This window comes from Mucilaginibacter sp. P4_E8 (assembly GCF_056401495.1).
In genome coordinates, this window is the sequence record NZ_JBFUJG010000121.1 from 1 (window position 1) to 15,327 (window position 15,327).

12 protein-coding genes are annotated in these 15,327 nt (G+C 40.3%); 8 read left to right on the plus strand and 4 right to left on the minus strand.

Going from position 1 to position 15,327, the window contains the following annotated elements:
* Positions 1-620 precede the first annotated feature (620 nt).
* The gene (locus tag AC1DRQ_RS24905) at positions 621-848 is read right to left on the minus strand and encodes a histone H1 (RefSeq protein ID WP_429397366.1); all 228 of its coding nucleotides are present in this window, start codon (positions 846-848) and stop codon (positions 621-623) included.
* 186 nt (positions 849-1,034) lie between these two features.
* Between AC1DRQ_RS24905 and AC1DRQ_RS24910 the strand changes: the two genes are divergently transcribed.
* Together AC1DRQ_RS24910 and AC1DRQ_RS24915 are read left to right on the plus strand one after the other, a co-directional pair.
* Positions 1,035-1,361: a hypothetical protein gene (locus AC1DRQ_RS24910; protein WP_477427852.1), complete on the plus strand. Its 327-nt coding sequence runs from the start codon at positions 1,035-1,037 to the stop codon at positions 1,359-1,361.
* 73 nt (positions 1,362-1,434) lie between these two features.
* On the plus strand, positions 1,435-1,863 hold the full coding sequence (locus AC1DRQ_RS24915) for a tail fiber domain-containing protein (protein ID WP_477427854.1): 429 nt from the start codon (positions 1,435-1,437) through the stop codon (positions 1,861-1,863).
* 71 nt (positions 1,864-1,934) lie between these two features.
* On the opposite strand, the gene AC1DRQ_RS24920 is transcribed toward AC1DRQ_RS24915, so the two are convergent.
* The 3 genes from AC1DRQ_RS24920 to AC1DRQ_RS24930 all read right to left on the minus strand — a co-directional run bounded on the left by AC1DRQ_RS24920 (position 1,935) and on the right by AC1DRQ_RS24930 (position 4,940).
* The gene (locus tag AC1DRQ_RS24920) at positions 1,935-3,197 is read right to left on the minus strand and encodes an FAD-dependent oxidoreductase (protein ID WP_477427856.1); all 1,263 of its coding nucleotides are present in this window, start codon (positions 3,195-3,197) and stop codon (positions 1,935-1,937) included.
* A gap of 33 nt (positions 3,198-3,230) precedes the next feature.
* Entirely contained in the window at positions 3,231-3,989 is a 759-nt protein-coding gene (locus tag AC1DRQ_RS24925) for a helix-turn-helix domain-containing protein (RefSeq protein ID WP_477427858.1), read from the minus strand.
* Positions 3,990-4,094: 105 nt separating this feature from the next.
* On the minus strand, positions 4,095-4,940 hold the full coding sequence (locus AC1DRQ_RS24930; RefSeq protein WP_477427860.1) for an AraC family transcriptional regulator: 846 nt from the start codon (positions 4,938-4,940) through the stop codon (positions 4,095-4,097).
* Between the two features lie 155 nt (positions 4,941-5,095).
* Between AC1DRQ_RS24930 and AC1DRQ_RS24935 the strand changes: the two genes are divergently transcribed.
* The 6 genes from AC1DRQ_RS24935 to AC1DRQ_RS24960 all read left to right on the plus strand — a co-directional run.
* Positions 5,096-5,926 carry a phytanoyl-CoA dioxygenase family protein gene (locus tag AC1DRQ_RS24935; protein ID WP_477427862.1) on the plus strand — a complete coding sequence of 277 codons (831 nt, stop codon included), beginning with the start codon at positions 5,096-5,098 and terminating at the stop codon, positions 5,924-5,926.
* Between the two features lie 10 nt (positions 5,927-5,936).
* Positions 5,937-7,046 (plus strand): Gfo/Idh/MocA family protein, encoded by a 1,110-nt coding sequence (locus AC1DRQ_RS24940; protein WP_477427864.1) that lies wholly within the window; start codon positions 5,937-5,939, stop codon positions 7,044-7,046.
* A 17-nt stretch (positions 7,047-7,063) separates the two neighbouring features.
* Positions 7,064-7,969, plus strand: coding sequence for a sugar phosphate isomerase/epimerase family protein (locus tag AC1DRQ_RS24945; RefSeq protein WP_477427866.1), 906 nt, complete (start codon positions 7,064-7,066; stop codon positions 7,967-7,969).
* A gap of 557 nt (positions 7,970-8,526) precedes the next feature.
* On the plus strand, positions 8,527-10,170 hold the full coding sequence (locus AC1DRQ_RS24950; RefSeq protein WP_477427868.1) for a tetratricopeptide repeat protein: 1,644 nt from the start codon (positions 8,527-8,529) through the stop codon (positions 10,168-10,170).
* A gap of 287 nt (positions 10,171-10,457) precedes the next feature.
* Positions 10,458-13,550, plus strand: coding sequence for a TonB-dependent receptor (locus tag AC1DRQ_RS24955; RefSeq protein WP_477427870.1), 3,093 nt, complete (start codon positions 10,458-10,460; stop codon positions 13,548-13,550).
* 58 nt (positions 13,551-13,608) lie between these two features.
* The coding region (locus AC1DRQ_RS24960) for a cytochrome-c peroxidase (RefSeq protein ID WP_477427872.1) at positions 13,609-15,327 on the plus strand (1,719 nt) is incomplete at its 3' end.

A 15,327-nucleotide genomic window follows, 5' to 3' on the forward strand; every position in this document is an offset into this window, starting at 1 on the left:
CTTTAGAGCACCGATTTGCTCTGCTCAACAAATTGACTCCTAATCTAAATTACAGTGTCAAGAGCAAAGTACTTCAAATAATTCCCACAATGAGAAATTTAATCAACACTAAATATCCATTCGTACGCAAGCATACATTCCTCCCTGATATTATGTGGCATTTCCGAGTTCTCCTGAATCTTAAATACCACGGTCTGTGAGTCAATGAAAGTAAGCTCAATGTGATTGGTGATGAGGTCATGCTCCTGCGATTTATACACGCCATGGCGAGAGTTAAACCAATACCAATGCTCTTCCTGAATCTTTAGAAGAAGGGAAAAGAATATATTCAACTGAGATATGAAAAGGTTATAGTTCTTGTTCATTTTAATACACAGTATCAGCGTTATAGCCCGATTACTTCAAGTATTAGGCCGTGGCATTTAAAAATAAAATCTTGTGCTGAAAATGTAACATCCTGTATAAAATTGCGCATATTATGAACTATACAACACTTTGTGTGAACACCAGTGCTTATACGGTGCATTAGAGTCATAATGGATTAGCTGGTTAAGTTTGAAACAAAAAAGGCCCGACCAATAGTGGCCTGACCTTTCCCAAAAACAGTTCTTAAGTGCTAATTATTGAGCGTTCTTTTTCTCGGTTACTTCTTTACGAATATCCGTAGCTAATACTTTTAATTGTTGCATAGCATTGCGCAGACGCGTTCCGGCTGCTTTATTTCCCTTGTCATAAAAACTTGCTGCGTCCACTTCAATTGCAGCAATTACTTCCTTTAATTTTTGAAAATTTTCCATAGTTATATTTTTAAAGGGAGCAAATGTAGAATTTTGGTTTAAATTATTCATAGAAGTCTCTGTTCATTTGCTAAGTGAGTAGTTTTCAATAAGCAACCTGGATAAACTCAGTGTGGCAATCCAATTTATCACTGGTAGGAGTGTACTTAATTGATAGACCATGAAATCAATTAAGCTGTTTATTAAATCTCTTGGTCTTAAATTTGAATTTACTATGTTTGCATAGTAATATTTATCATGAAGTTCGCCTGGTTAAAATACATACTGGTTTTTATATGCATATTTTCAATACTGGAAAGTACGGGTGTGTCTATTACCTCGGTTTTGATAAAAACTAACATTTGCCAAAGCGATTGCAGTCCGGTTAGCGATGATGAAGATGCAGCGGAAAGAAACGAAAACAAAGGAAGTAACCTGAAAGAGTTTTGGGCTATCCATCAGGATCTGGCATTTCCGCAACTGCATATGTATTGTAAAGCCATCAGTTATCCGGACGAAAAAAGCAGCCATCATTTAGCCTGGATCTCACCCGTACCAACTCCTCCGCCCAATTATACGGTTTAATTTATTTTATTGTTAAACACACCCTGCTTTAAGCATGCAGGTAAAATATTATCTAAAATTAAATCTATAAACCATGAAATTTTCTGTTCAATTCATATTATCATTTATATTGTTCATCACTTTTAGTGCTATTACGTTTGCCCAGCAGGTAAGTGATAGCAGCATCAAAATCAACACTGCACCGGTAGCCAATTCGCTCGATTATATTACCAAATTGCAGCCCATTAGTTATGAGTATAACCGTGGCCGATACAAACAGCTTAATTTACCTGCCGGTAAGCATTTTGGTTTTATTGCTCATGATGCAAAGCTAATAGTTCCTTCGGCTGTGAGTAATCGCCATAACTGGTATACAGCAGGCAAGGGTAGTCAGCGTACAATTACCACATCCGAAGTAGACCTGGATAAATTGGTGCCGCTATTGGTTGGTGCTATAAAAGAACAACAGGCACAGATCGATGAACTTAAAATTGAGGTACAACAATTTAAAAGAAGCAAGTAGGCTTACTTGTATAAATAAAATGCAGCAAATGGGCTGCATTTTATTTATACATATGTTGCATTCCTCAATTTTTAGGTCAATACCTTTTGGTTTGGTGCAAGCCCAACTGCTTTGCGGATGAACGGGATGAAAGTGACGCGGACAAAATACCAGGCTATAAATAGGCCCTGTTTCAGTTTATTTTTGCTGAACATCGTCAGCATTTCGTTCAATGCGCCAGGCTGGTGCATCCATTCAGTATTGAATAAAGTAGCCTGACCAATTTTGGCGAACCTGGCAAACATTTGCTTTTCATAATTTGCTATGCCTATTTGTATGTCGGTCAATGCGGGATCGGTGAGCGCTTCACTTAACTGCAATGCATCTAACATGGCCATATTTACACCTTCGCCGGCAAATGGCGGCATCCAATGTGCTGCATCGCCAATAAGCGTGATGTTAGGTTTTGCTTCCCATTTTTGATTTAAAGGCATACAGTATTGTGGTCGTGGAATGAAAAGTGTTTTTTCACACTCAAATAATTCCCACCACACCTCGCTCCAATCAGAAAATTCTTTTTTAAACCAGGCCAATACTTGTTTATTGTCCTTAAAATCTATACCGCTTTCTTTAAACCAAAATTCGTTGGATTTATGGCTGGTAGCAAATCCTAAACTACCATCGCCTTTCGAACTTACAATTAAGGTTTTATTATTTCCGTAGGCAAATATTTTTCCGCCTTTCAGGAGTTGGTGAATAACGGGCGCGGTATGGGCCGACTCTTTTATTACGCCTTCCAACATGGTAATACCGGTCCAATAAGGCTTGATGTCCGTAACAAAAGGTCTGATCTTTGAGTTCGCCCCGTCTGCTCCAATTACAATGTCGGCAATGGTAGTACTGCCATTCTGAAAAAATATTTTCCATTGATCCTGTGTGGGTTCTATAGATAAGATATGACTGTCCCAAACAACCGTGCCGGGTTGTAATGCATTTAATAAAATTTCCCGTAGTGACCCTCTGTCAATTTCGGGCCGGTAATTTTTGTCACCGAATTTTTCGATGCTGCTTTCTATATGCTGGTCAGAATAAATTTTGGCCTTATTGTCGACTACCCTGACCAATTCTGCACCTGGCCGGTAGTGTGCTTTGAATTCGTTCATCAAACCTGCTTTTGCTAAAGCTGCTAAACCTGATTCAGTATGCAGGTCAAGAGCACCGCCTTGCACCCTTACAGCTGCATTGATGTCTCTTTCGTATACTTTTACATTTGCTCCTTTTAGTTGTAAAAGGCGTGCTAAGGTTAAACCGCCGGGGCCGCCACCTATGATCGCGATTTCTTTATGCTGAATCATCTTGCCTGTTGAATTTGTTTTGACGATGCAAAACTATTTCTTTGGCAATGTTGATAATAGTATAAATCGGTCGTTTTGGTTTTTGGATAATTCTTTGGGCACTACGCCTGAATATTTTTTAACGGCTTTGATGAAATGTGTTTGATCTGCAAAATCTTGTTCGGGAAAAAGTTTACCTGCTTTAATTTGTTGCAATGATGCCCGGAACCGTAAAATATTGCAGTATGCTTTTAAAGAAATACCAAACTGCTGATTAAAATAACGGTTGATCTGGCGGCTGCTCCAAAAAACTTTTTCTGATAATTCCTTTACCGTCAGCGAACCATTGGAAGCATAGATCAGATCAAACAATTTTTTCTTCCTGCTGTCAATCCCCGGTTTGATCAGGGCGAGCATGGTTAAAGAAACCTTATGACAGAAAGTTTCAAAATCATTCAGGTCATCATTAGTAACACTCCAAAAATCAGCAGGTAAGCGATAACCGTGATTTAATACAGAAGCAACTTTAATGTGAAGCAAGTATTCGATAGCCAATAATTTGAAACTGACAGCAAACATGACCATCTTAGCAGGAATGACAGTTTGATCTGCCTCGGTATCTAAGCCCCTTAATGTGGCGTGAAAGGATTCGTTCGCGGCATATGAAAAAATAATATCAAACCTGCCGTCAGGCAATACCACAATTTCCTTTTCGACTGCAGAATGGCTCCGGATCATCCAGAAACTTTCAACGAAATCGGCAAGTTCAGCAACCGGTTTAATCGTTTCCAATTCCAAATCACTTATCGCCATATTTCATTTGATTATTAATAGCTCGCAATTACGAAGTTAATAAATGTTAACGGTGGATTCTTAAACGCCATAAAAGAACTGCATGAGTGCAATAAGCTTTAAAAGCTAAAACTTGTTATGCTTTTTAAACTGGTTTGGGGTAAGCTTAATGATTTTTTTAAACTGCTCGGTAAAATGAGTTAAATTATTAAAACCGCTTTGGTAACAAACTGTACTTATGCTTGCATCTCCTTCCATTAAGTATTTACACGCGTTGCCAATACGTATCTCGTTAACAAAATGCGAGAAAGTTTTTTTAGTCCGGTTTTTAAAATATCTGGAGAACCCCGAGTAGCTCATGTTCGCTATTTTAGCTACATCTTCGATCTGAATGTTGTTGGTAAAGTTGGTCATTACATAATCAAAAACTTTATCCAGTCTATCGTTGTCCTTTCCGTTTTGGCCACTTACGTCTGGGTTCGATAATAATTCATATTCGGTAGAATCAGCTAAAGAGGAGAGCAGTTGTAAAAGGGCAATTAACCTTTCCATACCCCTTTGCCTTAATATCCCGTGCATTTGCAAGCTTATTTTATCCCGTGTGCTGCCTTTAATATGCAGGCCCATTTTTGATTTTTCGAAAAGCAGCTTTATTTTTTGCATTTCGGGTATCGTCTTAAACTCGTTCCCTAAAAATGCCTCTTTAAAATGAATTACCAGAGATCCTCCATCGACAGCACTGTTTTCTTTTCGGAACAAGTGGGGCAAATTGGGCCCTAAAAAAGTTAGGCTACCTTCTTCGTAATCTGAAACATGGTTGCCTACAAAGCGCTTTCCATTCCCTTTAATAATAAGTACCAGTTCATATTCCGAATGATAATGCCAGGGCGTTTCAAAGTAAGGCGTAATAAACTTATCTGCAAGAAAAGAGGATTGCTCTGACAAAGGTAGTTTTTGAATATGAGGACGCATATAATGGCCGTTTAATAATTGGTAGTATAAATATATATACCAAATTTTAATTACAAGTAATTAAATAGGTTGAAAAAGTTTATTTTTTTGAACAGATACTTGTTGTATTATGGAATTATTAAGTGAAAATTTGATTAACCAAATTATAAATCATTATGTCTTACCAAAGTTTAAAAGCCTCACAAAAGGCTCAATACGATAATGACGGGTATTTAATTATTCCAAATTTTCTTAGCCAGCCAGAAGTTGACCTGCTATATAACCTTGCTACCAATGATGATATTTTGCGCAACAATGCTTTTGACCTAAACGATCAGGCGGGCAAGCGTACCAAACTTACTTTATGGTTCACACCCGGCGATGATACTTTTAGCCTTTTAACACGCAGCGAAAGAATGGTACGATCAGTTCAATCTTTACTGGGCGATGGGGAGGTTTGCCATTTTCATTCCAAACTAATGCAAAAAGAGCCTAAGGTAGGCGGGGCATGGGAATGGCATCAGGATTATGGCTATTGGTACAAAAACGGATTTTTATATCCCGATGCTTTGATAAGTGTGATGCTGGCGCTTACAAAAGCCAATAAAGAGAACGGTTGTTTACAAGTGCTTAAAGGATCGCACAAAATGGGGCGGTTTGAACATTTGTTTGCCGGCGAGCAGCAAGGAGCAGATATGCCTTTTGTAGAAGAAGCTTTGAAAATTTGMGAAAAAATATACGTAGAATTAAACGCAGGTGATGTGTTATTTTTCCATCCCAATTTATTGCACATGTCTGAAGCTAACTTATCAGATAAAMCACGATGGTCATTAATATCAGCTTATAACTTAAGTTATAATAAACCATTCCGCGAAAAAAATACCTCATGCATTACGCCTGTAAACATGGTGGCCGATAATGCGATAATGGAATCTGCCCCAACGGGATTGTCTGCCCAGTCAGATTTTTTGAATAAAGAAAATGAAATTACGCTAAAAGTAAAATAGATAACCAGCTATGAATACAGATATTAAGCTGGATTATTTACCAAGGCTTCCGGTTAATAAAGAATTAGGTATAGGGTGTATAGGTTCGGGCTTTATTATGGCCGATTGCCAGCTTGTTGCTTACAGGCAGGCTGGTTTTAATCCGGTAGCCATTGCATCCAGGAACCGGGCAAACAGCCAGACGGTGGCCGACAGGCATGCCATTAAAAAGGTATACGATACTTATGATGAACTATTAGGTGATACCGAAATTGCTGTAATTGATATTGCCGTACCGCCCGATGTACAGATAGAAGTGATACGTAAAGCAGTTAAGCAAAAGCATATTAAAGGTATACTGGCGCAAAAGCCATTAGGTGTTAATTTGCAGCAAGCTAAAGAGATTGTAAAAATGTGTGCTGATGCAGGCATAAAGCTTGGGATTAACCAAAATATGCGTTACGATCAGTCAATACGGGCTTGTAAATCGCTATTAGATCAGGGGTTGTTAGGAACACCGGTATTTGCGTCAATTGATATGCGTGCTATCCCTCATTATATGGATTGGCAAAAGGCATTAGGTTGGGCTACACTGCGTACCATGAGCATTCATCATTTAGATGCCTTCCGGTTTCTGTTTGGCGATCCCGAACGGGTATTTGCCAGTGTGAGCATGGATCCGCGTTGTGCGAAAAGTTTTGACCACGAAGATGGTATCGCTTTATATATTTTGGAGTATGCTAATGGTTTCAGGGCATCCTCATGGGACGATATATGGACCGGTCCGGGCAGGGAAGGTGCGGCAAACGATACCTATATAAACTGGCGGGTTGAAGGAACCGACGGCCTCGCTAAAGGCACTATCGGGTGGCCGTCCTATCCTGAACGTACGCCAAGTACTTTAGATTATAGTATCATTGGTAACCAGGGGCAGTGGATAAAGCCCCGGTGGGATGAAGTGTGGTTTCCCGATGCATTCGCGGGGCCTATGGCGCAGTTGCTTTGCGCTATTGAAGAAGATAAAGAGCCGGAAATAGGTGGAAAAGATAACCTTAAAACCATGGCATTGGTTGATGCCTGTTATCTTTCTTACAAAGAACATAGAGCAGTAGCCATAGAAGAAATATTATCAGCAAGCTAACCTTAAATCAATAAACAATGATACAAGTTGGAATATTTACGGGCTATTTTCCGTACGGATTAGAAGAAACAGCCCGGAAAATTAGGGAACTCGGGTTCAATACAGTTCAGTTAGATGTATCTTTTAAAGACATGGATCTTTCCATCGATCAGATTACATCAGATAAATGCAAAAAAATACGTGATACGTTCAGGAATTACAATTTACCTATTTCCTGTATTTCGGGTTATACCAACCTGGTACACCCCGATCCCGCAAAGCGAAAAAAGAACCTGGACTACTTGAAACAAATCATACGTTTTGCAAATGAACTGGGTTCGCCATATGTTATCAGCGAATCAGGAACATTCGACCCGGATAGCGATTGGGTACATCATCCAAAAAATAAAACGGAGGCAGGATACCAGGAGTGCCGTAAAGTGATCCAGGAATTAGTTGATTATGCGAGAGAGTATGGTGTAACCTTCCTGGTAGAAACGTATGTAAATAATGTAATTGGCTCAATTGAAGAAACATTGCGCTTGTTTGCAGATATAAACGACCCCCATTTGGGCTTATTAATGGATCCTACAAATTACTTTGAAGAGCATAATATTGACCAAATGGATGAAACACTTAACCAGATTTTCAATGCCTTGTCTGATAGAATAAAAATATCACACGCTAAAGATGTAAAACGTGCTGCTGCAGCGCATGGGGTGCAAATGGCGGATATTGATGCCAGCGAGGCGCATGCATTGAGGGGGGTAGGGGCAATTGATCTTCCGGCACCGGGCCTCGGTTCATTAAATTACGATTTGTATTTAAAACGCTTAAGCCGTAATTACCCCAATATTCCGATTATAATTGAGCATTTAGAAGAAAGTGACGTTCCGCGTGCAAAACAGTTTTTAGATGGGAAATTGCTTGCAAATGGTTGCTAAGCCATTTTCAAGATCAAAAAGACAAAAGAGGACCTGCATAATAAATGGACTAAATCATTGAAGCTTTTATCTTTTTACCAGAGCTAATAAGCGGCAGATTAGTAGTGCAGTGCCTGCGGTTGACCTAAACCATACTTCCTATATCCTTTACGGTAAAAACCTTACCGATTACCTGAACATACGCGTGAGTAATCCGGCCCGTGGCTGCTATAATTGGTAGGTCATGTTTTTTCAATCACATCGGTGGCATGGGGCACGCATGCTCCAGTTGTGCCCATCTTCACTATGAGCAGCAATACTGATGGTTAGGCTTAAATTAATTTAACATTAACATCATATTCAAATGTTTCTTTTGTTTTGTATAGCCTGGCTACAATGCATTCATGTGGCTTTACGGTAACATTTGGCCGGTTTAAAATAAGATAGCTAATCATGGTATACCAGAGATATTGGCTTTGGCAACATTAACCGCGCAATTTCAATATCATATTACATCGGTCGTAATATGCTGAATCTTTATCGTCATATGATTATAAATCCAATACTAATAATGGAACATGCGTCTGTCCTATAGGTTCTTCATCGCCAGGGTCTCGGCGGTATGCTGGTTTGTGATGCTGTTTTCGAATATAAATGGTGCGATAAATGCCAACTCAGTGGATAACACCGAAAATCCCCTCTTGCATACAGAAAAACTCATATTGACTAACCCCGATTCCGCGTTTTTACTGATACAACAGCTTCGGAAAAAATATTCGGATACCGGAGATGAACATTCAGTGGCTATTTGTTATCAGCAACTGGGCAGGATATTACATTATCAGGGCGCTTATTCCCAGGCGCTGGTATTTTATTTTAAGGCAGATAAAACATTCCGAAAAGAACATGACCAGCTTCTTTTAGCGCAAAATTCCAATAATATCGGACAAACCTACAGTTCTGTTATGATCAAGGAAAAAGCTTTATTAATGTACCAGGCGGCGCTGAAAATTTTTAATGAGGAGCGGGATAATAAGGGCATTGCTCAAACCTATAACCTGCTTGGCCAGCTCTATCAGAAAAAAGATTCTTATGATATCGCCTTTCAATACCAAAGTAAGGCGCTTGAGATATATAATCGCCTTGGCGACAGTAGCGGGATAGCCAGGGTTTATAACAATATCGGCGCCATATACGAGCATACGCAACGTTATGACAAAGCTTTCATTTATTTAAACCGGGCGCTGGCCATTAATAAGGCAACTCATAACCAGTTGGCGCAAATATCAATTATCAATAATATAGGAGATGTTTACCGTAAGACGGGTAAGCTGAAAAATGCGATTGAAATTACGATGCAGGCTAAAAAGCTGGCCGTTGGATTGAAAAACAAGCGTCAGTTATTGAGCGCCTGTGATGATCTGTCCCAAACATATAAATTATTAGGTAATTCAGACAGTGCCTACTTTTATAGTGAGGCAGCAAGCAAAATATACCATGCAACCTTTAAAGAGGAAAGCAGTAAACAGATCAATTTGTTACAAACCCTTTTTGAAGTAGAACAAAAGGACAACGAAATAGTCCAGCTAAAATCAGATAAGAATTTAACGCTGATTTCTACAGGTGCCGTGATCGCCATATGCCTGCTGTTAATCTTATTGGTATTCAGTATTTTGAGTAAACAGAAGCTCAAAAGCCAGGATGAAAAGATAATTCTGGAGGCGCAAAAAAATCTCATGGAGATTGAACTGCAAAATAAGCTTTTACAGGAAAATAAACTCCACGAAGCATTGGATATTAAAAGCAAGGAGCTTACCAGTCATACCCTGCATATCATTCAAAAAAACCAACTATTGGATGACCTTAAATCTAAATTGAACGCCATTATTAAAAGTGATAAGCGAGACCAGCGAAAGGAAATCAAACAATTGGTTAACCTGATCAATGTGAACAGTAACCAGGATAAAAACTGGAACGATTTCCGGATTATTTTCGAACAGGTCCACATAAACTTCTTTGCCGGCTTGAAAAAGTATTCGGATCTCTTAACTTCCGCTGATCTTCGCCTGCTGGCCCTTTTGAAAATAAATCTGAGTTCTGCCGATATCGCCACGATGATCGGCATTTCGCAGGATAGCTTAAGGACTTCCAAATACCGGCTGCGCCAAAAGCTGCAACTTACCGAAGGAGAAACTTTGCTTGGTTTCATTCAGCAATTATAAAAAAGCACATTCAGTTACCCCGGGATTTTATAATGATGTGTTAACGAAAACTTAATGGCTTTTTTTGTTTAGTTAAATAGTTGGTTATGTGCTGTTTATGACGTTATTTGGCAGAGCGTATATGTTTTGTCCGCTGCTTTTATGGCCATGTTCATGATTTGTAACGGCTGGGATTTGTGCACCTTGGATTTCCTTTTAAACTTTGGCCCGTTATCCGGAAAATCAATTCAAAGCGCTTGAGTTTTAACAAATGCCCAATCACAAATTTCTCCAACACCTTATTAAACATGAAACATTTTTGCTTAAGTATAATGCTATTGCTTCTGCTACCTGCCGCGCTTTCAGCGCAGAGCCTGATCACTGGAAGGATAGTAGATGAAGGTGGCTTGACCCTGCCCGGTGCCACTGTTAAAATATCGGATCTGCATAAAGCAACCGTTTCTGACGAGAACGGGAACTTTAAATTATTAGGGATCCCTGATGGTAAATATGATATCACCGTAGCTTATATTGGTTATGAAACCTTAACGCAAACCGTTACCCTGCAGAAAAAAACGGTAAGCATTGATTTTAAATTAAAACTGGCTGCCCATTCCAATCTTTCTGAAGTCGTCGTCTCCGGGCAGATGAGTTCTACGCTTAAAGCACTTAACCAGCAGAAAAATTCAGATCGTATCGTGAATGTGATCTCTGCCGATCAGATAGGCCGTTTCCCGGATCCTAACATAGGCGATGCTTTGAAAAGGGTACCGGGCATCTATGTACAGCTTGATGAAGGTGAGGCATCCCTGGTCAGCATTCGCGGAACCGATCCGTCAAAAAGCACGATCAATATCAACGGTACCAGCATCGCCGGTACCGGCAATGACCGGTCTGTGAGCATTAGTGCCATACCGGCGGATATGGTACAAACCGTAGAAGTTACCAAGGCTATCACCCCCGATATGGATGGTGACGCGATAGGGGGCGTGGTGAACCTGATCACCAGGAAAGCGCCTTATACCAGATTACTCTCCTTTACGCTGGGCTCTGGCTACAGTGAAATTGTGCAGCGGCCTACCTACAATGGAAACTTTGTTTTCGGGGACCGTTTTCTGAAAGGAAAAAAACTGGGTGTAATGGCATCGGCATCTTATTACCGTCAATTTTTAGGTTCTTCGTCCCATGAAAGCCAGTGGGAGGATGTGAAATGGGTGAATCAGCAAACCTACTTTATGCCTAAATATTTAAATATGGTGCAGAACAAGCTGGAGCGGATCAGGCAAAGTTACACCGTTGGACTTGACCTTAAAATAAATCCCAAAAACACGCTTGTGTTTACGGGTATTTACAATAACTACCAGGACTGGCGGCAGATATCTACCTTAAAAGTAGATGATATTGGAGGGGGATATCCTAAAAACTGGCAAAGAGCGGCCGGATGGGAAGGTGTGAAAAAGAAAATTACAGATAAAGATAATGATTATAAGGATGATGTAACCGGTCAAAACTACCCGAACATGGCTAATGATCCTTTACATCCCGTATATCAGCCCGAACTGGAAAGACATATTGAAGGCGGCTTGAATGACCGTAATGCCGCTTATGTTGAACAAAAAATCATCAATTTTGGACTGGAGGGCGAACATATCATCGGACGGGTAAAAATAAACTGGAAGGGCTCATACCTGAAGAATGTCCAGAATACCCCCAACCGTCGTGAACTGGAGCTGGAAAGTGAGAATGAAAAGTCAGTTCAGATGGATTATACCAACCCCAGATTTATTAAAGCGAATAACGGGTTTGAGATCGATAATATCCTGGGTAACCTGAAGGGAAGACCATCGGCGCATGCCGATTCGATAGATACCTGGTATATGGATAACTTTACAGGAACCGATGCCCGGGCCACCACGAAACAATACATGGCTCAATTGGACCTTACTGTTCCGGTAGCAAGCGGGAAATTTGCTAACTCGTTAAAATTTGGCGGGAAGTACCGGGGGTTAAACAAAGCAAATGAAACACTGGCTAAAGTAACCTGGCTGCCCGCTATAGATCCGGCTTTGAAAGCGGAATATGATGCGAAGGTAGCGGCGGGTGAACCAGTGAACGTGAGAGACTACCTGGGGTGGACACCTTTTTGGAGTGGTTTTGGTAATAACCTGAATAATATTAGTAAATCACTGCACCTTGGCGATGCTCAATATAACGTAGGTAGTGCGGCCAGTTCTGAATGGGTATCGCACCTGAACACCAATTATTTTGGCGATACAAAAGATTTCATTGTAAAAGAGGTGCAACAGGATGTATTGGCAAGTAATTACAACGGCGACGAGGGTGTTTCTGCGGCTTATTTAATGAGCACCCAGAATTTTGGCGATAAATTATCAATGATATTGGGCGGACGGGTAGAAAGAAGTACGGTACGCTACGCCGGGTACAATTATAACGAAGACCTGAACAGTATACCTTCAAAAGTAGTGACAGATAAGGCGTTTGTTAATTATATGCCGGCTTTTTTGATAAAGTATACGCCGTCAAAAGATAAAGTATTCAGGTTTGCCTATACCAGCACCATATCGCGGCCAAACTATAAAGATATTTCCCCTTATAGAAGTGTGAACATAGAAGATCAGGAAGTAAGCGAGGGGAACGCTGAAATTAAACCTACCACATCCCAGAATTTTGATCTGATGGGGGARTATTATACCGGAAACGCGGGTTTGATTTCGGCAGGGCTTTATTTTAAGAACATTAAAAATTACCGTGTCGATCTGAGGGATAACGTATTGTTTAATGATATCAAGGGCTCTGTCCAAAGTCCGCAATCATTGCTTGACCAGGGTGCTGACCCGGCTTCTATAGCGGATTATAAAGATAATTATGATAAATTAGCTGCGGAGAACGGGGCACTTGAAAGGGTTAGACCAGGCAACGGGGGCGTAGCCAACTTGCTTGGAATAGAACTGGCCTTTCAACGAAGCCTTAATTTCCTTCCCAGACCGTTTAACAACCTGAGCATATACAGCAATTATACACATAACTTTATTTTTGTTAAAAAGAACGAACCTAAATTGCCTGGAACTGCAAAGGATATATTAAACCTGTCATTGGCTTATGAAGTGAAAAGATTTAACGCCAGGATATCCTATAACCACACTTCGGCCTTTGTGACTATTTTGGGCAGTATCGATAAAAATGACGTTTACTATGACCAGGTGAATTACCTTGATGCCAATATCAACTTCTTTCTGACTCCTAAGATCGTTATTTACGCATCAGGAAATAACCTGCTGAACCAGGCACAAAGAAGGTATCAGTACCAGGATCAATACACGTATTCGGCGCTGTATACCGGGGCTACCGCTACTTTGGGTGTAAAACTCAATGTATATTAATATAAACAGTAAAAGGAGGGCTATGGGTCCTCCTTTTATCAGTTATGAGCAATAAATAATGAAACAAAAGGCTATATTTTTTTTCAGTGCCTTTGCAGGACTTATCATTCTTTTATCGGTTACTTCTTTCAGCAATGATGATATAGGAGCGGCAAATACGGTAAGTGTTTTTAGTAAAAATGCCGATACGTTTACTTCATCGGCAGAAGAGCTGTACACCGCGATAAAATTAATTGATAAGGACTCCCTGAGTGTTTTACATGCCCGTAACTGCCTTAAAAATTGCCGGCTGCATTACAAAAGCATAGCCTTTTTTACGTCCTATTTTTTCCCGAGCGAAACAAAGATGTACAATGCAGCACCCAAATTTGAAGTGGAGGAGCCGGAACTGGAACTGGTAGAACCAATGGGCCTCCAGCAAATAGAGGCTTTACTATTTGAAAATGACGTACCGGCGCATAAATCAGAATTATTGGCTCAGGCCGACGCATTGTTCACTTCAGTAAAGGATCTGCCTTCATTGCTATACCGGTTCAAAGCCAGTGATGCCCAGGTTTTGGAAAGTATAAGAATGGAGCTGATCAGGGTCATTACCTTATACATTAGTGGTTACGATGCGCCATTGTTAAAAACAGGTATTACTGAAACACTGGAAACCAGTAAGGTTATGAATGAAGTGTTACAGCCATATTTTAAACATGACTATAGCAAAAGTGAAATTTTAGCGCAAACCCTTAAAACATCCATTCAGTATCTTGAAGCTCACCAGCAATTTGATTCATTTAACCGGATGGAATATTTGCAAAAGTACGCGCTTCCAATGCAACAACAGCTGGGTGTTTTTATCAAAACGCAAAAGCTTGAGTTAAATACGTCTGCCTTTCTTAATTATGATGCATCCAACCTATTCAGCCGCGATTTTCTCAAAACATGGGATTCCATACCGGCATCTCGTAAGCAGCAGCTGGCTGTTTTGGGTAAAAAACTGTTTTTTGATAAAACGCTTTCCGGTAATTTAAAGGTGAGCTGTGCTACATGCCATCAGCCTGAAAAATATTTTACCGATGGTATGATCAAAAGTGCTTCGATCATAAAAGATACCATTCTTAAAAGAAACACCCCTACGCTTTTATACGCGGGCAGGCAGCACTTTCAGTTTTGGGATGGCCGCTCCCGGAATTTGGTTGAGCAGGTGAAAAATGTGGTTTTTAATCCGCTGGAAATGGGAGGGAGCAAAGAATTGCTTTATAAAAATATAGTACAAAACTCCCAATATCAGAAAACGTTTAAAACCCTTTTCCCCGGAGAAAAAACAGAGGAACAGCACATTGATGATATAGCCACAGCCATAGCCGCCTTTGTAGCTGGCTTGAACCCTTTAAATTCTCCCTTTGATCATTATATCAGCGGCGATAAGCAGGCCATGACGCCGACCCAGGTAAAGGGATTTAATCTTTTCATGGGGAAGGCTCAATGCGGCACCTGTCATTTCGTGCCTTATTTTAATTCGCTTATACCGCCATTATACGATATTTCAGAACTGGAAATTTTAGGTACTACCAAAACCGATAATTTAAAGGCGCCTGAATATGATACAGATATGGGCCGCTATGATCTTTACCGAATACACTATTACAAACAGGCTTTTAAAACCCCAACCGTAAGAAATGCGCAGAAAACGGGTCCTTACATGCACAATGGCGCATTCCCGACGCTGGAAGGGGTACTCGATTTTTATAACAAAGGTGGCGGCAATGGCGTAGGGTTAAACATAGCC

What these genes read in the sequence shown, in the direction of transcription:
- AC1DRQ_RS24905 (WP_429397366.1), bottom strand. Translation starts at nt 848, where the DNA reads ATGAATAATTTAAACCAAAATTCTACATTTGCTCCCTTTAAAAATATA.
- AC1DRQ_RS24910 (WP_477427852.1), top strand. Translation starts at nt 1,035, where the DNA reads ATGAAGTTCGCCTGGTTAAAATACATACTGGTTTTTATATGCATATTT.
- AC1DRQ_RS24930 (WP_477427860.1), bottom strand. Translation starts at nt 4,940, where the DNA reads ATGCGTCCTCATATTCAAAAACTACCTTTGTCAGAGCAATCCTCTTTT.
- AC1DRQ_RS24945 (WP_477427866.1), top strand. Translation starts at nt 7,064, where the DNA reads ATGATACAAGTTGGAATATTTACGGGCTATTTTCCGTACGGATTAGAA.
- AC1DRQ_RS24950 (WP_477427868.1), top strand. Translation starts at nt 8,527, where the DNA reads ATGCGTCTGTCCTATAGGTTCTTCATCGCCAGGGTCTCGGCGGTATGC.
- AC1DRQ_RS24940 (WP_477427864.1), top strand. Translation starts at nt 5,937, where the DNA reads ATGAATACAGATATTAAGCTGGATTATTTACCAAGGCTTCCGGTTAAT.
- AC1DRQ_RS24915 (WP_477427854.1), top strand. Translation starts at nt 1,435, where the DNA reads ATGAAATTTTCTGTTCAATTCATATTATCATTTATATTGTTCATCACT.
- AC1DRQ_RS24920 (WP_477427856.1), bottom strand. Translation starts at nt 3,197, where the DNA reads ATGATTCAGCATAAAGAAATCGCGATCATAGGTGGCGGCCCCGGCGGT.
- AC1DRQ_RS24925 (WP_477427858.1), bottom strand. Translation starts at nt 3,989, where the DNA reads ATGGCGATAAGTGATTTGGAATTGGAAACGATTAAACCGGTTGCTGAA.